Genomic DNA, 18,003 nt, shown 5'->3' with positions numbered 1-18,003 from the left:
CAGAACAGGCGCTCAGTTGGCAGTACGGGGGGCATATGACCTGGTTCATAGACCGACGTCTTAACGGCAAAAATAAAAGCACGGTGAATCGCCAGCGCTTTTTGCGTCGTTATAAAGCACAAATTAAGCAGTCGATTTCCGAAGCGATTAATAAACGCTCTGTGACCGATGTCGACAGCGGAGAGTCCGTCTCTATTCCAACCGATGATATTAGCGAACCGATGTTTCATCAGGGGCGCGGCGGTCTGCGCCATCGCGTCCATCCGGGTAACGATCACTTTATCCAGAATGATCGCATTGAGCGTCCGCAAGGCGGTGGCGGCGGCGGTTCCGGCAGCGGTCAAGGTCAGGCCAGCCAGGACGGTGAAGGCCAGGATGAGTTTGTTTTTCAGATTTCAAAAGATGAGTATCTGGATCTGCTCTTTGAAGATTTAGCGCTGCCTAATCTGAAGAAAAACCAGCATCGCCAGCTTAACGAGTATAAAACTCACCGCGCCGGTTTCACCTCAAACGGCGTACCGGCCAATATCAGCGTGGTACGTTCGCTACAAAACTCTCTGGCGCGCCGTACAGCAATGACGGCAGGAAAACGCCGCGAACTGCACGCGCTGGAAACGGAACTGGAGACCATCAGCCACAGCGAACCAGCGCAACTGCTTGAAGAGGAGCGGTTACGTCGGGAGATTGCCGAACTGCGGGCTAAAATCGAACGAGTGCCGTTTATCGACACCTTTGATTTACGCTATAAAAATTATGAAAAACGGCCTGAGCCCTCCAGCCAGGCGGTGATGTTCTGTCTGATGGACGTCTCGGGTTCGATGGACCAGGCAACCAAAGATATGGCCAAGCGTTTTTACATTCTGCTTTATCTGTTTTTGAGCCGAACGTATAAGAACGTAGAAGTGGTTTATATCCGCCACCATACCCAGGCGAAGGAAGTGGACGAACATGAGTTCTTTTATTCGCAAGAGACCGGGGGGACGATTGTCTCCAGCGCGCTTAAACTCATGGATGAAGTGGTTAAAGAGCGCTACGACCCGGGGCAGTGGAACATCTATGCGGCGCAAGCGTCAGACGGTGATAACTGGGCCGACGATTCACCGCTGTGTCATGAGATTCTGGCGAAAAAGCTGCTGCCGGTAGTGCGCTATTACAGCTATATCGAGATTACCCGCCGCGCCCACCAGACCTTATGGCGCGAGTATGAACATCTGCAGGCGACGTTCGATAACTTCGCCATGCAGCATATTCGCGATCAGGAGGATATTTATCCGGTATTCCGCGAATTGTTTCAGAAACAGAGCGCCAATCAAAGTGCATAACCCTAAACCTGCCCGTTGTTATTACGGGCAGGTTTATTAGCAACTTAACGTTCACCCTTCGCGACTGATATCATTATTCGCGTATAGCATGAATAAAGCTGTTCTGACCTATGTTACAAATTGATTCGTTAGCGCTATGCCTTTGCGTTAATATTACAAACACCACGGCCATTCCATGCCTGGCAACGGCGGCAACTCCATACCATCTGGATCAAAGAGAGTACACCAGTGTACATGTTCACCAACGGGCTTAACTTCAGCTGCTGGAACTCTTTCAGGCGCCTGGTCGTCTGCCATAACTGATGCGGAAAAACCCGCCGCCAATAATGTAAAAAGCGAGATAGCAGCCATTTCTTTCAACTTTTTCATCATTCCCCCTACAGGAATAAGAGAATAAATAGATTATCCTTACCGCTCGACGCTCCTTTCACTGTAATAATAATGGTTTTCCTATTTTTAAAAGAAATAACGTAACATCGTTACCTGAAAATTTACTTTCGCTACCATTAATAACCATTGAAAATATCAACACATCGAATTATTGCCGTAATTAAACCGAGAATGATTTTTATTCCATAACATCAACACGTTTTATTTTTAAACAGTCTATTAGAGGAATTCTCATCGCTATGGTAAACTAACGTATCCGACTTTCAGGGCTGTAGTTCATCATGAATTTGCATCATAAAGCGCTCAGGCACTTTATCTCGGCAAGCGTCATCGTTTTGACATCGTCCTTCCTGATTTACGAACTTATTGCCAGCGACAGGGCAATGAATGCCTATATGCGTTATATCATGGAGAGAGCCGATTCGTCGTTTTTGTACGATAAGTACCAGAATCAAAGCATCGCCGCACATTTGATGCGAACTTTTGAAGCGCCGGGAGACCCCGTCACCGCAGAAAAACGCCGCGCGTTTTGCGACGCCTTTGAGGCTATTAACGGTACGCACGGTGTCAACCTGACCCGGCATAATTACCCGGCGCTACATGGCACCCTGCAAACTGCCGCTACACAATGTACCGATAATCTTGATGACGCCCTTTTACTGCCTGCATTTGATCAGGCGGTAAGCATCAACCGTTCGCAGGACGACCACAGTCACGGGCTGGGCACACTGGAGCTTAAATTCCGTTATTACGTTGATTTAAATAAACATTATGTCTATTTCTATGATTTAATCAACTCACGGCGCTTCGCCATGCATCGTTGGACTTTTTTACAAAAAGGCACAATGGGTATTAACAGAAAAGATATAGATAAACTTTTTACCGGCCGTACGGTTATTTCAAGTATTTACATGGATGATATTACCCAGGAAAACGTCATGAGCTTTTTAACGCCAGTCTATCTGGCGGGAACGTTAAAAGGTATCGTGATGGTGGATGTTAACCAGGATAATTTAAAAAATATTTTTTATACCCAGGACCGTCCGCTGGTTTGGCGTTATCTTAACGTAACACTAAAGGATATGGACTCCGGAAAAGAAATTATTATTAATCAAAGCAAAAATAATCTGTTTCAATATGTGAATTATAGCCATGATATCCCGGGTGGACTGCGCGTTTCGTTGTCCCTTGATTTAACCTATTTCTTTGTCTCGTCCTGGAAAGCGCTGGCCTTTTACTTACTGGCAACGGCGCTCCTGCTTAATATGGTACGGATGCACTTTCGGCTTTATCGCAACGTCACACGCGAAAATATTAGCGATGCCATGACCGGGCTTTACAACCGTAAAATATTAACACCGGTGCTGGAACAGCGACTGCAACGCCTGGTCAATACCGGGACGCCGGTGACATTTGTCGCTATTGATTGCGATAGGTTAAAACTGATCAACGATACCCAGGGGCACCAGGAAGGCGACCGAATTATAACCCTGTTGGCGAAAGCGATTAAAACATCGATTCGTAAAAGCGATTACGCCATTCGCCTCGGCGGCGATGAGTTCTGTATTATTCTTGTTGATTACGCGGCGGATTTGGCTATCCATCTGCCAGAGCGTATTATTCGTAACCTGCAAATTATCGCACCGGATAAGACAGTCCATTTTTCTGCCGGGATTTATAATATGCAGCCCAATGATACGATTAATGATGCCTACCAGGCTTCCGATGCGCAGCTCTATCTGAACAAACAACAAAAACAACATCGTTCATCATAGTGCTTCGCAGTAAATGTTCATATTGCACCAGGAGTGAGAAATGGCCGAAATGACTGAAGTCGCGAAGGGTGTCGCTACACACCAACGTTTAGTGGCTTTATTAACCCAGGAGAACGCGCGCTATCGTGTGGTTAGCCATGAAGCGGTAGGGAAATGCGAAGCGGTATCTGAAATACGCGGTACTGCGCTGGGCCAGGGCGCAAAAGCGCTGGTCTGTAAAGTCAAAGGCAACGGCGTCAACCAGAACGTTCTTGCTATTCTGGCGGCCGATCAGCAAGCCGACCTCTCTCAGCTTGCTTCACATCTGGGCGGCTTACGCGCTTCCCTTGCCAGCCCGGCGGAAGTCGATATGCTGACCGGCTGCGTTTTTGGCGCGATCCCGCCTTTCAGTTTTCACCCCAATCTGAAACTGGTCGCCGATCCGCTCCTGTTTGAGCGTTTCGATGAAATTGCCTTTAATGCCGGCCTGCTGGAAAAATCAGTCATTATGAATACACAGGACTATCTGCGCATCGCCCGACCAGAACTGGCAGTCTTCCGCCGCTTTCAGTCATCGCCAACGGCTTAGAGCCTATCCCAGTAGGCGTTATTGGCGCAGCCAGTTTGGACACGGACAGCGCGCAAAAACCGGAGCGTACACGTAGTACGTGAGGATTTTGAGCACTGCCCAGGTCCAAAATGGCAAGTAAAATAGCCCTAATGGGATAGGCTCTTAGTCCCTTCCCCTTCAAGGAGCAATACAGACACAACGATAATGATAAAAATGGCGAAAAACGACGCCGTAATCATCAGCGCTTCAAGAAACGGTGGATCGTACATAATTGTATCCTCAGGAAGACAACAATGACGGTTCACCTGTTAGCAATACGCGGCGTTGATGGCAATTTAATGACAACGCCGTTTTTCACGTAGAGATTGTCTTTCAGGCAGTTGCCTGAAATCCGCATCAATCGTTAAAAAGGCCTGTGCGCTTTGCCGTTTGGGCGTAAAGTAGTCAGGCTTACTTTTTGGCAAGGAAACCATGATGTTTGATGTCACTCTGCTGATCCTGCTCGGACTGGCAGCTCTGGGATTTATCAGCCACAACACCACTGTCGCCGTCTCAATTCTGGTGCTGATTATTGTCCGCGTAACCCCGTTGAATACCTTTTTTCCCTGGATTGAAAAACAGGGGCTCACCGTCGGGATTATCATTCTGACCATCGGCGTGATGGCTCCCATCGCCAGCGGAACCCTACCGCCCTCCACATTGATCCACTCTTTTGTGAACTGGAAATCGCTGGTCGCGATTGCCGTCGGCGTTTTCGTCTCCTGGCTGGGCGGTCGCGGCATTACGCTGATGGGAAACCAACCGCAGCTCGTCGCCGGGCTGCTGGTCGGTACGGTACTTGGCGTCGCGCTGTTTCGCGGCGTGCCGGTCGGCCCACTGATTGCGGCGGGGCTGGTCTCTTTAATTGTGGGTAAGCAGTAACTCGCCCGTCAGATACTGGCCTGGCGTCTGCCCCAGGCCTTTTTTAAACATGGTAATGAATGCCGTGGTGGAATCATAACCCAGCATTTGCGCCGTCTGTTGTACATTACGTCCCGCGATCAGCGCTTGTAGCGCCAGGATTAATTGCAACTGATGACGCCAGCGACGAAAGCTTAGCCCCGTCTCTTTGACGACCAGCCGGGCAAGGTTACGCTCGCTCATCGCGAATACGCTGGCCCACTGCCCTAACGTATTCCATCGCGCGGGCTCCTGCGCCATTGTCTCAACCATTTGGCGAATTTTCGGATGCCCCGATACCGGTAATTGCAATTGTTCCTGCGGCTGCTGCGGCAGTTCATCAAATAACACCTGAATAAGGCACTGCGTTGGCATTTGCGCTCTTTCGGGATCGGTTCTGCGCGCCAGCGACAAAATCAACTCCCGGCATAACGGCGAAATTTTCAGCGTGCAGCAACGCTCCGGCATGACGACCGCTGCAGGTTCAATAAATAAAAAGCACAGCTCCGCCCCTGCGGTCACATGGTTACTGTGCGGCAGCGAGCCGGGGAGCCAGACGGCATACTGGGGCGGAACCATCCACATCGCATTTTCCACCTCGCAGGTAATCGCGCCGTGCAGAGCGAGAATCAACTGTCCCTTGCGATGCTGATGGCGAGGGCTAAACAGTTCATCATCCCTGGCGCGAATACAAAAGGCCACAGCGGCATCGTGGTGAAGGTCGGGATCGTAACCGTCCAGTCTCAGGCCAATCATTATATTGTCCGATTTTAGCGATAAATTGTCATTTTAGCTTGATTCATCCAAACAGTAAAAACTGTTAAGGTATCGCCTCGCCTGACGAGATGAGAAAACGATGACGACAGCCCTTTCACCACGCGGCAAACAGGGCGCTTTACTGATTGCCGGTATTTTGATGATAGCCACTACGCTGCGCGTAACATTTACCGGCGCTGCGCCGTTGCTGGAGACAATCCGTTCGGATTACGGTCTTTCCACCGCCCAGACGGGCCTGCTAACAACCTTGCCGCTTCTGGCGTTTGCGCTGGTTTCGCCGCTGGCGGCCGGTATTGCCCGCCGGTTTGGGATGGAACGCAGTCTGTTTGCCGCAATGCTGCTGATTTGCGCGGGTATTGCTCTCCGCTCCCTGCCCTCCGCTGCATTGTTGTTTGCCGGAACTGCCATTATTGGGTGCGGGATCGCGCTGGGTAATGTGCTGCTACCAGGATTGATTAAGCGCGATTTTTCACAACATGTCGCCAGGCTGACGGGCGCGTACTCATTGACGATGGGCGCCGCCGCCGCGTTGGGGTCTGCGCTGGTGGTTCCGCTGGCGTTGCACGGTTTTGGCTGGCGCGGCGCGCTGTTAATGCTGATGCTGTTTCCGCTGTTGGCGTTTCTTATCTGGTTGCCGCAGTGGCGCACTACCCGCTCAGCTAACCTGAGTAGCTCCCGGGCATTACATGAACGCGGTATCTGGCGTTCGCCTTTAGCCTGGCAAGTTACGTTGTTTCTGGGACTTAACTCACTGATTTATTATGTGATTATCGGCTGGTTACCAACAATACTCATCAGCCACGGTTACAGCGAAGCACAGGCAGGATCGCTACATGGCCTGCTGCAACTGGCGACCGCGGCGCCTGGGTTAGCTATTCCGCTTATTTTGCACCGCTTTAACGATCAACGCTGGATTGCCGCGCTGGTCTCACTCTTGTGCGCAGTGGGCGCGGCGGGGCTTTGGTTTGTGCCGGGCCAGGCTGTCATCTGGACGCTACTGTTCGGCTTCGGTTCAGGCGCGACGATGATCCTCGGCCTGACGTTTATCGGCCTGCGCGCCAGTTCGGCGCATCAGGCGGCGGCGCTTTCCGGCATGGCGCAGTCGGTCGGGTATTTACTGGCGGCATGTGGGCCGCCCGTCATGGGAAAACTTCATGATGCCAGCGGTAGCTGGTATCTACCGCTGTCAGGCGTGACGGTTCTGGCTATCATCATGGCGATTTTCGGCCTCTACGCCGGACGCGATCGAGAGATAGCGTCATAAATAAACCTGATACCCACTTGAATGCCTGATGACGCTTCGTTTATCAGGCCTGATCCATTAAAATCATTACCGCTATCCGACAAAAGTACCGTAAGCGACACCATCACAGGAGGGAAAAATGCGAATCCAGTGTAAGCGCGTCTATTTCCCGGCGGAAAAAGACGATGGTTATCGGGTATTGGTTGACAGGCTATGGCCGCGAGGCATTAAAAAATCGGCGCTGGTCTATGATGAATGGAATAAGGCCATTACGCCCTCAACCGAATTGCGCAAAGCCTTTCATAGCGAACTGATTGATTTTAACCACTTTGCGCAGCAATACCGGGCAGAACTTGCGCAACAGCATCAAGAAGGCAAACGGCTGGCGGATATTGCCCGACACCAGCCGCTAACGTTGCTATACGCCGCTAAAGATACTCGCCAGAACCATGCCATTGTGCTGGCAGAGTGGCTAAGAGAGCTGTGATTGTCGTGCCGCCGCCTGGCCTGGTTGTCTGTCCGGGGACAACGGCATCAAATGTTCTTCCCGCACCCAGGCAAAACCGTGCTGACCATCGGCGGAGGCTACGTCGCCCGTAACCAGCCACAGCGCCCGAGGCGCTTCTTTCGGCAGTAAGGTGACGTGTCCATTTACCGGGTTAATGAATTCATCTCCGGGTTGGCACAGGCAAAATAGCTCAACCGACTTACCAATATTCCGCCGTCCGGCGGGTGTTTTAGCGCCAATAACTATTGCCAACGCGCCCGGCTTTAACTGAAACATATTTTCTTGCGCCGCATGAAACTCATTATCAGATTGTTCTTAATCATATCCCGTCGGACCGCAGGTTGTCACTTTTTCGTATCAGGGTGCTCTCTGCGCCATAATGTCCACTCATCAATGATTTCGCCATTGGGCAATTTGCAATCGGAACGCACGCCTTGTGGGGTCTGCACCGGCATCAGCGTACCGCCCTGTTGCTCACAGTAGACGGCTGCCGGATTAGGCATCCCAATACGCGGCGGCCTGGGGGCGTTGGGTTGCGACGATGAACAAGCGCTCAGCAGCAATACGCCTGGCAACGCAATCCACGTAAATTTCATAACGACTCCTTAAAGCGATATTTTGTCCAGGATAACCTGGCGGGTACGCTATTTCCATACTTTCTGTCAGCGCTTTAGTGGGTGTTTATCCCGGGTTAAGTCAGTAATAGCCACGCCCTGTCACAAAGCAACCGACCTTTTGTCGCTGAGAAAACCCTGCTATTCTGGCGCCCCCTGAACAGTGAAGGTAATAGCATGAGAGTGGGTATCCTCTTCCCTGTCGTCATTTTCATTACGGCAATATTATTTTTGGCATGGTTTTTTATTGGCGGTTACGCCGCGCCAGGAGCATAACCATGAGGAAAACAACGATGGTGTTGATGGGCATCGCGCTAATTGCGGCGGCGGGTACCGAACTGGGCTGGTGGTAAATTCATTTTGAATAATAAAGGCTACCTGTCGTAGCCTTTATTATCTCTGAAAGTTCTGCGTTTAGCTTTTGATTTTTCTGTAGATTAACAGCACGACAATCGCGCCGATCACCGCGACTGCAAAGCTGCCGAAGTTGAAACCATCCACTTTGCCAAAGCCAAAGAACGTACTGATCCATCCTCCGACTACCGCACCAACGATCCCCAGAATGATCGTCATAAAGAATCCGCCGCCATCTTTACCTGGCATGATCCACTTAGCCAAAATACCCGCAATAAGTCCAAAAATAATCCATGAAAGAATGCCCATTTTTTCCTCACTTATGTCTTTACGTTAGCGGTTTATTTGCCGTTAAAAAGAATAGCACATCGTCAGGAAAGTGAAGTTTGTGATGTCCATCACCTTTTAGCGTCGTGGATAAAAGCGCATAAATATCAGGGTTGCAATCATTAATGATAACGATTATCTTTATCAACACCGAGTGGTTGAGTTTATAACCCACCTGTTCGGTACGACATTGCTCACATTGCTTCCAGTATTATTTGCCCGCCTCACCGAGTGCGGGCTTTTTTTGCTAACCGCTATCTATCCCATGTCGAATTCATGGTCTTTTTCAGCCGCGCTATTTTGCGTGATACGGGGTCATCTCCAGCGCCGTACATTCATCCTGCTTGTCCTGCTGCATAAACACCACGGTCACCATAAACAAACCGATCATAAATGGCACTTCATAAAGCTCTTCAATCAAATCTGTGTAACGAGCGTTATGCAGGAATATCGGCGACAACCACCGATGATGCTCGACAGTGTCGGAAATCAGATATGAACATGCCGTCACGGTAAACAGCCACAATGGCAGAGGAACGTCCCGCAGACGACGAACAATCTCCTTACGTAGCCCGGCAGAAAACAGGACTGGCAATACCAACGCAGCAATTAATAGCACTGAAATCGTTCTGAACAGCATACGCGGCTCGTCAGGGAAATAGTCACGCCCCCAACTGGTGCTTCTACCCAACAGCACCACCCACCAGACAACAGCCCATAGCCAAAACTGCTTTGCCCCTTCGGGACGGGAAAGTGGCCGTATATACCAGGCGGTAAATAGCGCCCCAAACAGTAACCATAACGCTTGTCCGTTTTCAATCCATCGGACCACCACGCCGTTAAGCAAAGGCAATTGCCAGTCCGCCGTAAACGGGATGACCACAGCGGCAAGCGCAAGAGTAAGTGCTGACGAAGTTAATCGGGTATCGAGTTTCATGATCATAAGACTCTTCTGGTTTTTAATACCCAATCATAAGTTTTATGAATACGCTCTCATTAGCAAACAATGCGATATTCTTAATGTTTTCTTAATGTTTCTTTTCAACCCATGTCTGATGTAAATAAACAGCGCTTTTCAATACGCAAAAACCGCATCACGCTGGCGACGCGCGATGCGGCTTCTGATTTAAAAAATCACTTTATATCAAATAGATACTACAAGATCCTTACCAACCGCAAACGTCGTGTTCGTTTTCGGTATCGTAGGAACGCACGGTATTGACCAAATCCTTCACAACTTCTGCTGCAACTTCAGGTACCAGCAACGTCATCGGTGCTTCCGTTTCATAGTCCACAGAGACGCCGTTGCTATTATTCGTGACCGTGACAGTATAAGTAGCTTTTCCCATTATTATTCTCTCCCGGCATGAATGACTTTTCGTGAGGTCGCCCCTTCCATCAGTACTTCCGGCGCGACAAAAAAGTCGATGTTAAAATAGGTATCATCCGTCATGACCTCAATATTGTGCCACTTTTCCGGAGGAAACACGCCAAACTCGCCGGCATTGATCACCATGATCTCTTCCGGCTCAGAGCAATGTTCATCAGCGTATCCGAGATATTTGACCGCCCCCTGCATCACCGAGAGACGAGGATAAACGCCGGGTCGCGTTCCCTTATCAAGGTGGCGTTCGAAAATTCCGGCAGGCGCCGTCTCTTTGTTCCAGAAGGGCGTGGAACGTGTATGGATATGATTTTGTGGAATTTGCCGCATTTGCTTCCCTCTTCCCGCAGGTTACTCAGCGATAATCTCATCGCTGTCGTAAAAAGGTTACGCTCCAAAAACAGCATTTTAAATACCATTTATTGGTTACTATTTTGCTGTTTTCCACGCAATAAAACCGAAAGGAGAGCAATGACCCGCCGTTGACGACGGGTCCAGGTGGTTAAGACTGGAGCGTTGCCAGGCGGGCGGCAAACCCGACGAAAAGAAGGCCAATCAACGAATTGCCCACTTTTGCCAGTTTCTTTTTGGTACCAATATAGTGGGTTACAAAAGCGCCAGAAAGAATTAAAAAGCTCAGATAGCAAAAACTGACGATTTCAAGGGTGGTGGCCAAAATAAAAAATGACACCCCAGTGTGCGGCGCAGTAACGTCAATAAATTGCACAAAAAAGGAAACATAAAAAAGTATGGCTTTAGGATTCGTCAGGCTAAGAATTAAAGCACGCTTAAAAATAGCGCCAAAAGGAACTACCGTTTCCGTCGCCGCACGCCCTTTTGAGGTCAGCGTGGCGTAAAGGATTTTTGCGCCAAGGTAGAGCAGATAAAACGCGCCGAGATAGCGAACAATGTTAAACAGAACCGGCGTTGTTTTGATCAGCGTCGCCACGCCCGCATACGCCAGAAACATTAATATCGCATCGCCGATAAACACGCCGCATGCGGCAAGATATCCTCCTTTAACCCCGCGTCCCACGCTATTTTTAAGCACAAAAAGCGTATTCGGCCCCGGTACCAGAACGATAAAAATCGCCCCGACCAGGTACGTCCAATAATTCAGAACACCATACTCCGCGAACACATTAACCTCTTCCTGAAAACATTTACGCTTAGCTGCGAAACAGTATGCTAACGAATGCACCGGAAGATGGGAAGCGAAACCACGTCTCTCCAGCCGCTATTCCGCCACGCTTATATCCCCATCACCCAAAAACGTTCTTGTATCGCGCCCCCCCGCAGGCAATCACCAGGTATTGGCCCACGTTTCCTCATGGGGAATTAACGCGCGCGTCGTACCAAAGATAGGGCTGCCAACACATCACTGATATCGCTCTCATTCAGATTCGGCGCATTAAAGTGCGTTCTCAGCCACACCATATCCTCATGGCTGAAAGCGCCGACCATCAGGCGCTGGCTGATAATGATCAACATTTGATTATCAAGTTGTCGAATACGTTGCCGGGTGACCGACAAGGTTTGTATCGGAAAGGAGGGTTCTGAGCCGGTTCGCCACTGCGCTAAATAGCGGTACTGTATCGCTTTACTGGCATCCATTAGCGAACGAATAAAAGGGATTATCGAATGCGGGTCCAGACCGTTATTTTTCGCTTCTTCTTCAGCCTCGGCAAAAACATTTTGTTCACGCGTGAAATCCTCTATCGGCAGATGGTGCTTCATTTTATAAGCAGCCACATCTTTCATTAATAACATGCGTTCATTGAGCGCGGTTAAGAGCGCGCCAAGCGATACCGACGTTACCGAATCGGCAAAAGTGGTGCTGCACATCAATAAAGAACAAAGAAAAATGGCGATATGACGAATCATTAATCAACCTCCTTTTACGGAGGCCTGACAGTAATTTACCTTTATTAAGATAACATTAAGTAATTATTACAGATTGGTATTAATGCTTATTCGTTTAAACTGGAGTGATAAAAAGAACAGGCCGTTGATTCTACGGAATCTTCACCTTCACTTAAAGTGTATAAAATATACAACAAATCACACAAATGTGATGCACATCACGTTTTTATGATTTTTTATTACGGTTTTATGATATAGGTCTAATTTTAATAGGTCACTAATTTCTCTCCCCCCGCTCAGGGAGATCGGCTTCAATTTACATCGAATATGGTGAAATATGACTACCATTACACTAGTCAACGAACAAAATAGTACTGGCAATCCTTTTTCTGCACATATGTTATGTGAACAGCGAGCTATTCAGGAAATTACTTACGAACTATTGCAATCGCAGCAGCATGTCTCAAATAAGGATATCATCGCCAAACTTATTGAAAAACTGGAAACAGAAAAAGACGTAGTGCAGCTTGATATTTACCGTAATGCCTTAGAAGCCGTTTTGTTTCAGACACCTGACGACATCTAATATATACCCAAAATAATTCGAGTTGCTTAAAGGCGGCAAGGGAGTCAGTCCCCAGGAGCATAGATAACTATGTGACTGGGGTGAACGACAAATCTGCCGGGAGCAGATGTGAACGTCGCGAGCGACGGCCCGTCAGGGCGAGGCCCATGGATGGGCCGAGTAATCCGTAGCCAACACATAAGCCACTTGAAGTATGAAGGGTATAAACAAGGGAGGGGGTTACTCCTCCCCTGTTCGTTAATAATGCAGATGCCTCAACGTGCGGTGCCTGATTTTTCGTAGCCGTTTGCATGGATTTGCGGTGCAACATGCTGCATGCTTTCTGGCATCTCATGCTGCCGGTATACGGCTGGCAGTAATGTTAAACCTGAACCATTTTTCACATGAAGACTAAATTTACCCGATTCTTTTAAAGCCTGAATAAGATTTTCCTGCGCGGGAGTTAATGTCTCATCATGCCACAGAACAATATGCTCGAAAGACGTTGATAAAAGATTGGGCATCGGCGCCTGCCAGGGGATGACTTCAACTCGCATACCTTCACTACAATATTTAATCGTTTCCAGCCATAGCTCAATGGGGTCGTTCAGCGAAAACGCAGCAATAAGCATTGTGCCTGCTGGCGCCTTTCGTACGCTACTTAGCTGGAACGTGGCGTATTCAATAATCGCAGTATCCAGTAATGCCTTTTCAAATCGGCGTGCATCATCATCGCCTGCGGACAACCACAGCCGTAAAGGACGCAGTATTGACTCAATGACGATACACGGCGGAATTTCCCGACCATAACGCCAGAGTAATTTTCGCAATTTGGCGGGTTCGAATTTTCTACACTGCGCTAAAATCTCTTCCTGGTAGAATAACCATCCCGAGCGGCAATGCGTTTCTTCACCATAGAGGGCAGGTTTAATCTCTTTTAATGAGAAGCCTTTGCTTAACGCGTCGATAATATGCTGTATTCTGATAGCATCTTCTATGCAATAAAAACGATTGCCAGCTTCATCTTTGGTAGGTTGAAGCAGGCCATAGCGTTCCCAGGACCTGATATTTGCTGTTGTGACACCACACTGCGCCGCCATTGCGCTAATACTAAAAGTAGCCATGCCTGTCTGGCCTCATGATGATGTAAGAAAGCATAGTGAACCTAAACGCCATCAGAAGCAAATCATTATTAAGCAATGACCTTACTATTTACACGGGAAATTACATTATCAACATTATTTATTGTAAGCCAGTGCGTAAAGGCTTTAGAGACGGACAGTATTTGATAATCCAGAACTGTTCTACAACCTAATTTAGTCAGAACATGGTAGCGTACTGAGTAAATAGTTTTTAAATGTACATTCAGCTCACAGCTTATTTGTCGGATATCCATTCCTTTAACAAGCATCGCCAAAACATTTCTTTCATTCGCGGTTAATCTGACTTTCTCTGACCTGGGGAAAAATTGACCAGCAGCGGCCAAAATCAGTAACTCACGCCACTCAGCAATAGAGGCATCGACCTTTATTCGATATATGACATGATGTTCATCAATAAAGTTATATTCATTATGGGTAACAATTCCAATGAGTACCGTTTTAAATGTGGAAGTAATATACTGCTGTACGGTGTAGTAATCGTCGATATCAAAAATAATATAATTTACGTTGCCAGCTATTATTGCGACGTCCTTAAATAAGGACTCCAGACCATAATTAAGAAACAGGTTTTCGCTCAATAGTCTTGTATCTGTCTTTAAAACAGATGATGCGGAACCAGTCATATCCACCTCAACAAAACGAGAGCCATGTGGGAATATCCATTCGATGGCCCGCATAAGATCATCTGCTTACTTCAGCGATGAGAACCTATTAAGTAGTAGTTGAGGAACGCCGTTTGCGCAACCTGACAGACGTCCTGGGGCATCTTATGTGAACTGCGTGGGGATGTGCGCTTTGGCAAAATCCACAAAGCGTACGACCGCAGGCAGCAAAATATGCCAGTCCTGCTGCTCCAGACCTAAATATTCACGCTGCGCCGCACGCAACGTAGCAGCATAATCTTCCGGCAACTGAGGTAACAGCCAGTCAGCCGCCGCATCCTTAGAGGTAAATCTCCCGGTAGAAAGGGTGTACCAGATACGCGCCAGGGTTAAAACAATATGATACTCATCTCCCTGCACATCTGCCGTGGATTGCCAAAGGTCGAGGGGATAACGCAAGGCCTTCAGCAACTGCGCCACAGGGGCTGGCGTGAACAGCCGTTCCGCGCGTTCGCCCTTTAGCGGTATACTGGTTTCCAGAATTTGGGTTATCAGTAACACAATGTCCCAGTCCTGCTGCGCTGGTTCATAAATCCCCTGACAAATGTCCTCTCTTAGCCACTCGCCAAATTGCATTTCCCTGGAAGGTGGAAAACACCAGGGAACCAGCTGCGAATAAAGCACGACAGTGACCTCCAGAGCGCGTTTTTCTGCCGACGCCCCCGGCGGCGATGAAAGCGCCAGCAATTCCTGCATCAGCGTTGCGCGTTGGGCCTCCGTCAGCGGCTGGCATATTGTCACCAGCAGATCAATGTCGCTGTTTGGCTTCAGACCGCCCGCGACAGCGGAACCATATAAATGAATAGCACGCAACGTATCGCCTGTGACACGAGTAATCAGGCGACATGCCGCTTCCGTTTGGCATTGAATCGAGGGCGGTATGGACAGCGTCATCATCGCTCCGGGGGCGCAGGTATTTTTTATATTGATTGCCAGAAATATGGCATAACGGCAGAAAAAAAGCTCGCTATTCATAGCGAGCTTTTAACATTGCAATCAGACTTAATGATGTAGCATTTCGTCAACGACCTCATTCGCCTTTAACTGATAAGGATAATAGGTAGGCCAGTTTTCCATCTCTTGCAGCAATGCCTGCTGCGAGGTATTTCCCATAAAGATATGGAAGTGCGCCGATTTGCGCGGGGCAATGATATGATCGCTAAACTGAACATATTTAGGCGCTTTGCTATTCGCATCTTTACATTCGAACAGGTAGCGCACCCCTTTTTTACCCGATGCGTAAGTCAGAATTTTATAGCCGGCATAATTGTATTTACAGGATGCAACGTTATTGTCGCGATGGAATTCTATAACGCCATTTTCAATGCCGATCGTCTCAACATTCGTCGCGTATCCTTTGCGATAATACGCTTTAATATCCTCAAACGTTTTCTCCGGGTCTTTCTTCGCCTTTTGCCTGAAGACAGGGTCCAGCTCGCCGCTGACCAGATAAGGATAGACGGATTGCCACATACCATCCCAGTCGGTGAGCGCGCGATCGCGTACATTAGCGTCATCAAACACACCCGCTGCCGCTTTTTGCTCAACCTCCGTCATCGGCGCGCCATGAGCATGATGACCATGCGCGAAGGCAGGACTATTTACCAACAGCATTCCCAGAAGCATTGTCAGTTTTTTTAAATGAATCACCAAAACGTTACCCTCATCTTTCTTAGAAAGATGATTGTTATATTATAACATTGCATTTATTTCAACAGAAACTCAGCGGCCACCGCGCAGGTGGCCTTTTTTGATATCAACTGGTCCGCCATCGAGGAATTGAACCCCGAACCTTAGAGGTAGAAGCTCTATGCTCTATCCGGTTGAGCTAATGGCGGAAGAAAAATTACGCGGCCATTTTAAGGCAGGCGTCTGCACATTGGCTGCATGCCCGCGCGCAATTCTGGCAATGGTCGTGATCGTGCCTTGCACACTCTTCGGCGCAGGCTTTGCAGATATCCGCGCACAGGCGGCATAATTTTTGTGAGTACTCGCTTTCCAATGCCATAAATTGCGCCGCCAGGCGACAAATGGCCGCACATTGCATATCTAACTGGATGCAGTGCTTCATCATTTCGACGTTATCTTCACGCAGACAAGAAGAGGCGCAGATATCACACGCCGCCGCGCATTCATAACACTGCTCAATACACTCACGATGTTCTTGTTGCATAAATGACTCCTTATTTTATTAAGAGGAGTAGATAAGTCTGCACAGAAACGCCGGGATAGCCAAACGGCTACCCCTCTTTTTCATACTTTTTGAACAAAAGTGCTGAATAAAACAGCAATAGTAAAGCCGGAAATCGGCCTCCGTGATGTGACGTCTATACTGTAATGTTCATCTGCTTTTCATCGGAGGTAAAATGGAGTATTTAGCACGACTAAATATCGTTGCGATGCTGATGTCAACGACGTTCTGGATCAATCTGGCGGTCGTTTTTTTCGTCACCCTTATTACTTACTGGCTCATCAACTGGCTACTTAATGTGGTCTATAAAGCGCTACAACGCCCGGATAAAAAGGATGATGCTCATGGGCGGCTGCGGCCTATTGTTTTCGAGATGCTGAAAAAGACCAGTAAGATGCTAATCTTTTTTGCCGCATTTCTCTTTAGCCTGCGCTTTGTCGCCCTGCCCGACCGGTTATTCTCTACCCTCTCTCACGCCTGGTTTTTAGTGGTTGCGATTCAAATGGCGATTTGGCTTGATCAGGGCGTACAGTCATGGATGCGTCATTTACTGTATGCCCCAGGCTCCAATAAAAACCCGGTGACGTTAGTCATTCTTGGTATGATTTTGCGCGTGCTCGTCTGGTCTATGATGTTGCTCTCCATCCTGGCGAACGTCGGCGTGGATATTACCGCACTGGTAGCCAGCCTCGGCGTGGGCGGTATTGCTATTGCCCTGGCGGTACAAACCGTTCTGAGCGATGTCTTCGCTTCGCTGTCGATTGGTTTCGATAAGCCCTTCGAGATCGGCGATTTCGTCGTCTTTAATGATGTAGCCGGTACGATTGAACATATCGGTTTGAAAACCACTCGCATCCGTAGCCTCAGCGGCGAACAGATCGTTTGTGCGAACGCGCAGTTGTTGCAGCAAACCATACATAACTATAAGCGAATGCAAACGCGTCGTATCGTGTTTACTTTTGGCGTCGCCACTGCGACACCGCCGGAAAAGTTACGCCTCATCGGCGATATGGTGAAAAAGATTATTACCGATGTCGGCGAAACACAATTCGACCGCGCCCATCTACTGGCCTTTGGTCAGGATCGGCTGACCTATGAGGTGGTGCATATCGTCAATACCGCGGATTACAATAAATACATGGATATTCAGCAAGAGATAAATATCCGTATTATTGAAAAACTCATTGAGAATGATATCGAACTGGCGCTGCCAAGTCTGGTCGTTAGAGCCCCTGTACAGGTTGAAGAGACCAGGGACTACAGTAATACCGCTGATGCAAAAAACGCAGATAAACGCGTCATGCAGTAAAATCTCTGCCGACAATACCGGGAACCCATGGGTTCCCGGTGCGTTAACGGCGACACGGCAATGCGGA

General features: G+C 48.6%; 25 protein-coding genes, 1 tRNA gene and 1 pseudogene. 10 read left to right on the top strand and 17 right to left on the bottom strand.

All coding sequences use genetic code 11. The features are described from left to right. The first annotated feature begins 35 nt into the window (after window positions 1-35). The gene (locus tag ACH0WD_RS00775) at window positions 36-1,322 is read left to right on the top strand and encodes a YeaH/YhbH family protein (protein WP_000219714.1); all 1,287 of its coding nucleotides are present in this window, start codon (window positions 36-38) and stop codon (window positions 1,320-1,322) included. Window positions 1,323-1,475: 153 nt separating this feature from the next. Here the strand turns inward: ACH0WD_RS00775 and ACH0WD_RS00770 are convergent, their stop codons facing one another. Beyond that, the gene (locus ACH0WD_RS00770; RefSeq protein ID WP_000976278.1) at window positions 1,476-1,694 is read right to left on the bottom strand and encodes a hypothetical protein; all 219 of its coding nucleotides are present in this window, start codon (window positions 1,692-1,694) and stop codon (window positions 1,476-1,478) included. A 299-nt stretch (window positions 1,695-1,993) separates the two neighbouring features. Here ACH0WD_RS00770 and dgcJ point away from each other — a divergent pair, with 299 nt between their 5' ends. Continuing rightward, window positions 1,994-3,487: a diguanylate cyclase DgcJ gene (dgcJ, locus tag ACH0WD_RS00765; RefSeq protein ID WP_001048656.1), complete on the top strand. Its 1,494-nt coding sequence runs from the start codon at window positions 1,994-1,996 to the stop codon at window positions 3,485-3,487. A gap of 49 nt (window positions 3,488-3,536) precedes the next feature. Further along, complete coding sequence (locus ACH0WD_RS00760) at window positions 3,537-4,055, top strand: YbaK/prolyl-tRNA synthetase associated domain-containing protein (RefSeq protein ID WP_161976081.1); 519 nt, start codon at window positions 3,537-3,539, stop codon at window positions 4,053-4,055. 128 nt (window positions 4,056-4,183) lie between these two features. Here the strand turns inward: ACH0WD_RS00760 and yoaI are convergent, their stop codons facing one another. After that, window positions 4,184-4,306, bottom strand: a complete 123-nt coding sequence (yoaI, locus tag ACH0WD_RS00755; RefSeq protein WP_000272240.1) for a small membrane protein YoaI — start codon at window positions 4,304-4,306, stop codon at window positions 4,184-4,186. 205 nt (window positions 4,307-4,511) lie between these two features. Between yoaI and ACH0WD_RS00750 the strand changes: the two genes are divergently transcribed. Beyond that, window positions 4,512-4,958, top strand: a complete 447-nt coding sequence (locus ACH0WD_RS00750) for a DUF441 domain-containing protein (protein ID WP_000460698.1) — start codon at window positions 4,512-4,514, stop codon at window positions 4,956-4,958. Here ACH0WD_RS00750 and ACH0WD_RS00745 read toward each other — a convergent pair. Then, entirely contained in the window at window positions 4,938-5,732 is a 795-nt protein-coding gene (locus ACH0WD_RS00745) for a helix-turn-helix transcriptional regulator (protein ID WP_000579791.1), read from the bottom strand. The genes ACH0WD_RS00750 and ACH0WD_RS00745 overlap by 21 nt on opposite strands. A gap of 100 nt (window positions 5,733-5,832) precedes the next feature. On the opposite strand from ACH0WD_RS00745, the gene ACH0WD_RS00740 reads away from it, so the two are divergent. Continuing rightward, entirely contained in the window at window positions 5,833-7,017 is a 1,185-nt protein-coding gene (locus ACH0WD_RS00740) for a CynX/NimT family MFS transporter (RefSeq protein WP_000205342.1), read from the top strand. 118 nt (window positions 7,018-7,135) lie between these two features. Beyond that, complete coding sequence (locus ACH0WD_RS00735; RefSeq protein ID WP_001222532.1) at window positions 7,136-7,483, top strand: DUF488 domain-containing protein; 348 nt, start codon at window positions 7,136-7,138, stop codon at window positions 7,481-7,483. Here the strand turns inward: ACH0WD_RS00735 and ACH0WD_RS00730 are convergent. Together ACH0WD_RS00730 and ACH0WD_RS00725 are read right to left on the bottom strand one after the other, a co-directional pair. Further along, the gene (locus tag ACH0WD_RS00730) at window positions 7,469-7,780 is read right to left on the bottom strand and encodes a hypothetical protein (protein ID WP_000487131.1); all 312 of its coding nucleotides are present in this window, start codon (window positions 7,778-7,780) and stop codon (window positions 7,469-7,471) included. The two genes, ACH0WD_RS00735 and ACH0WD_RS00730, sit on opposite strands and share 15 nt — an antisense overlap. Window positions 7,781-7,848: 68 nt before the next feature. Next, window positions 7,849-8,100 (bottom strand): DUF333 domain-containing protein, encoded by a 252-nt coding sequence (locus ACH0WD_RS00725; protein WP_000673492.1) that lies wholly within the window; start codon window positions 8,098-8,100, stop codon window positions 7,849-7,851. 195 nt (window positions 8,101-8,295) lie between these two features. Between ACH0WD_RS00725 and ACH0WD_RS00720 the strand changes: the two genes are divergently transcribed. Further along, a complete protein-coding gene (locus ACH0WD_RS00720) occupies window positions 8,296-8,394 on the top strand; it encodes a YoaK family small membrane protein (RefSeq protein WP_001589065.1) in 99 nt (32 codons plus the stop codon). Window positions 8,395-8,532: 138 nt separating this feature from the next. Here the strand turns inward: ACH0WD_RS00720 and ACH0WD_RS00715 are convergent, their stop codons facing one another. The 6 genes from ACH0WD_RS00715 to ACH0WD_RS00690 form a co-directional block, all read right to left on the bottom strand. Continuing rightward, window positions 8,533-8,781 (bottom strand): GlsB/YeaQ/YmgE family stress response membrane protein, encoded by a 249-nt coding sequence (locus tag ACH0WD_RS00715; RefSeq protein WP_000512149.1) that lies wholly within the window; start codon window positions 8,779-8,781, stop codon window positions 8,533-8,535. Window positions 8,782-9,094: 313 nt separating this feature from the next. After that, the gene (locus ACH0WD_RS00710; protein ID WP_001669273.1) at window positions 9,095-9,736 is read right to left on the bottom strand and encodes a hypothetical protein; all 642 of its coding nucleotides are present in this window, start codon (window positions 9,734-9,736) and stop codon (window positions 9,095-9,097) included. 229 nt (window positions 9,737-9,965) lie between these two features. Beyond that, on the bottom strand, window positions 9,966-10,148 hold the full coding sequence (locus ACH0WD_RS00705; RefSeq protein WP_000513733.1) for a DUF1869 domain-containing protein: 183 nt from the start codon (window positions 10,146-10,148) through the stop codon (window positions 9,966-9,968). Window positions 10,149-10,150: 2 nt separating this feature from the next. Then, a complete protein-coding gene (gene yeaR, locus ACH0WD_RS00700) occupies window positions 10,151-10,513 on the bottom strand; it encodes a DUF1971 domain-containing protein YeaR (protein ID WP_001248993.1) in 363 nt (120 codons plus the stop codon). Between the two features lie 172 nt (window positions 10,514-10,685). Then, window positions 10,686-11,324, bottom strand: a complete 639-nt coding sequence (gene leuE / locus ACH0WD_RS00695) for a leucine efflux protein LeuE (protein ID WP_000457190.1) — start codon at window positions 11,322-11,324, stop codon at window positions 10,686-10,688. Between the two features lie 197 nt (window positions 11,325-11,521). Continuing rightward, window positions 11,522-12,067 carry a chorismate mutase gene (locus tag ACH0WD_RS00690; protein WP_000617976.1) on the bottom strand — a complete coding sequence of 182 codons (546 nt, stop codon included), beginning with the start codon at window positions 12,065-12,067 and terminating at the stop codon, window positions 11,522-11,524. A gap of 82 nt (window positions 12,068-12,149) precedes the next feature. On the opposite strand from ACH0WD_RS00690, the pseudogene ACH0WD_RS00685 reads away from it, so the two are divergent. After that, window positions 12,150-12,304 (top strand): annotated as a pseudogene (locus ACH0WD_RS00685) (hypothetical protein). Between the two features lie 79 nt (window positions 12,305-12,383). After that, complete coding sequence (locus ACH0WD_RS00680; protein ID WP_000208086.1) at window positions 12,384-12,632, top strand: biofilm/acid-resistance regulator YmgB/AriR; 249 nt, start codon at window positions 12,384-12,386, stop codon at window positions 12,630-12,632. 254 nt (window positions 12,633-12,886) lie between these two features. On the opposite strand, the gene ACH0WD_RS00675 is transcribed toward ACH0WD_RS00680, so the two are convergent. From ACH0WD_RS00675 to ACH0WD_RS00650, 6 genes are all read right to left on the bottom strand, one after another. Beyond that, window positions 12,887-13,735: a MerR family transcriptional regulator gene (locus tag ACH0WD_RS00675; RefSeq protein WP_000190266.1), complete on the bottom strand. Its 849-nt coding sequence runs from the start codon at window positions 13,733-13,735 to the stop codon at window positions 12,887-12,889. 68 nt (window positions 13,736-13,803) lie between these two features. Continuing rightward, window positions 13,804-14,397 (bottom strand): helix-turn-helix transcriptional regulator, encoded by a 594-nt coding sequence (locus ACH0WD_RS00670; RefSeq protein WP_001738208.1) that lies wholly within the window; start codon window positions 14,395-14,397, stop codon window positions 13,804-13,806. 144 nt (window positions 14,398-14,541) lie between these two features. After that, window positions 14,542-15,330: a cryptic aminoglycoside nucleotidyltransferase ANT(3'')/ANT(9) gene (aadA, locus tag ACH0WD_RS00665; RefSeq protein ID WP_000175801.1), complete on the bottom strand. Its 789-nt coding sequence runs from the start codon at window positions 15,328-15,330 to the stop codon at window positions 14,542-14,544. Between the two features lie 108 nt (window positions 15,331-15,438). Beyond that, window positions 15,439-16,086: a metal-binding protein ZinT gene (gene zinT, locus ACH0WD_RS00660; protein ID WP_001537483.1), complete on the bottom strand. Its 648-nt coding sequence runs from the start codon at window positions 16,084-16,086 to the stop codon at window positions 15,439-15,441. 111 nt (window positions 16,087-16,197) lie between these two features. After that, window positions 16,198-16,274, bottom strand: a tRNA-Arg gene (locus ACH0WD_RS00655). A gap of 8 nt (window positions 16,275-16,282) precedes the next feature. Beyond that, window positions 16,283-16,609 (bottom strand): four-helix bundle copper-binding protein, encoded by a 327-nt coding sequence (locus tag ACH0WD_RS00650; protein WP_001183699.1) that lies wholly within the window; start codon window positions 16,607-16,609, stop codon window positions 16,283-16,285. A gap of 193 nt (window positions 16,610-16,802) precedes the next feature. On the opposite strand from ACH0WD_RS00650, the gene ACH0WD_RS00645 reads away from it, so the two are divergent. Further along, the gene (locus ACH0WD_RS00645) at window positions 16,803-17,936 is read left to right on the top strand and encodes a mechanosensitive ion channel family protein (protein WP_000456065.1); all 1,134 of its coding nucleotides are present in this window, start codon (window positions 16,803-16,805) and stop codon (window positions 17,934-17,936) included. Window positions 17,937-18,003: the final 67 nt, after the last annotated feature.

The sequence above is a fragment of the Salmonella sp. 2020_1395 genome, from assembly GCF_043848115.1.
Lineage (GTDB): Bacteria > Pseudomonadota > Gammaproteobacteria > Enterobacterales > Enterobacteriaceae > Salmonella > Salmonella enterica.
The sequence above is the reverse complement of the archived record's forward strand: the minus strand, read 5'-3'. Positions and strand labels throughout refer to the sequence as shown.

Bases quoted from the DNA above. Each gene is read 5' to 3' on its own strand.
- aadA (WP_000175801.1), bottom strand. From the start codon at position 15,330: ATGACGCTGTCCATACCGCCCTCGATTCAATGCCAAACGGAAGCGGCA.
- ACH0WD_RS00650 (WP_001183699.1), bottom strand. From the start codon at position 16,609: ATGCAACAAGAACATCGTGAGTGTATTGAGCAGTGTTATGAATGCGCG.
- ACH0WD_RS00705 (WP_000513733.1), bottom strand. From the start codon at position 10,148: ATGGGAAAAGCTACTTATACTGTCACGGTCACGAATAATAGCAACGGC.
- ACH0WD_RS00770 (WP_000976278.1), bottom strand. From the start codon at position 1,694: ATGATGAAAAAGTTGAAAGAAATGGCTGCTATCTCGCTTTTTACATTA.
- yeaR (WP_001248993.1), bottom strand. From the start codon at position 10,513: ATGCGGCAAATTCCACAAAATCATATCCATACACGTTCCACGCCCTTC.
- ACH0WD_RS00775 (WP_000219714.1), top strand. From the start codon at position 36: ATGACCTGGTTCATAGACCGACGTCTTAACGGCAAAAATAAAAGCACG.
- ACH0WD_RS00675 (WP_000190266.1), bottom strand. From the start codon at position 13,735: ATGGCTACTTTTAGTATTAGCGCAATGGCGGCGCAGTGTGGTGTCACA.
- ACH0WD_RS00745 (WP_000579791.1), bottom strand. From the start codon at position 5,732: ATGATTGGCCTGAGACTGGACGGTTACGATCCCGACCTTCACCACGAT.
- ACH0WD_RS00750 (WP_000460698.1), top strand. From the start codon at position 4,512: ATGTTTGATGTCACTCTGCTGATCCTGCTCGGACTGGCAGCTCTGGGA.
- ACH0WD_RS00710 (WP_001669273.1), bottom strand. From the start codon at position 9,736: ATGAAACTCGATACCCGATTAACTTCGTCAGCACTTACTCTTGCGCTT.
- ACH0WD_RS00690 (WP_000617976.1), bottom strand. From the start codon at position 12,067: ATGATTCGTCATATCGCCATTTTTCTTTGTTCTTTATTGATGTGCAGC.
- ACH0WD_RS00740 (WP_000205342.1), top strand. From the start codon at position 5,833: ATGACGACAGCCCTTTCACCACGCGGCAAACAGGGCGCTTTACTGATT.
- ACH0WD_RS00715 (WP_000512149.1), bottom strand. From the start codon at position 8,781: ATGGGCATTCTTTCATGGATTATTTTTGGACTTATTGCGGGTATTTTG.
- ACH0WD_RS00720 (WP_001589065.1), top strand. From the start codon at position 8,296: ATGAGAGTGGGTATCCTCTTCCCTGTCGTCATTTTCATTACGGCAATA.
- ACH0WD_RS00735 (WP_001222532.1), top strand. From the start codon at position 7,136: ATGCGAATCCAGTGTAAGCGCGTCTATTTCCCGGCGGAAAAAGACGAT.
- ACH0WD_RS00725 (WP_000673492.1), bottom strand. From the start codon at position 8,100: ATGAAATTTACGTGGATTGCGTTGCCAGGCGTATTGCTGCTGAGCGCT.
- yoaI (WP_000272240.1), bottom strand. From the start codon at position 4,306: ATGTACGATCCACCGTTTCTTGAAGCGCTGATGATTACGGCGTCGTTT.
- ACH0WD_RS00645 (WP_000456065.1), top strand. From the start codon at position 16,803: ATGGAGTATTTAGCACGACTAAATATCGTTGCGATGCTGATGTCAACG.
- ACH0WD_RS00730 (WP_000487131.1), bottom strand. From the start codon at position 7,780: ATGTTTCAGTTAAAGCCGGGCGCGTTGGCAATAGTTATTGGCGCTAAA.
- ACH0WD_RS00680 (WP_000208086.1), top strand. From the start codon at position 12,384: ATGACTACCATTACACTAGTCAACGAACAAAATAGTACTGGCAATCCT.
- dgcJ (WP_001048656.1), top strand. From the start codon at position 1,994: ATGAATTTGCATCATAAAGCGCTCAGGCACTTTATCTCGGCAAGCGTC.
- ACH0WD_RS00760 (WP_161976081.1), top strand. From the start codon at position 3,537: ATGACTGAAGTCGCGAAGGGTGTCGCTACACACCAACGTTTAGTGGCT.
- ACH0WD_RS00670 (WP_001738208.1), bottom strand. From the start codon at position 14,397: ATGACTGGTTCCGCATCATCTGTTTTAAAGACAGATACAAGACTATTG.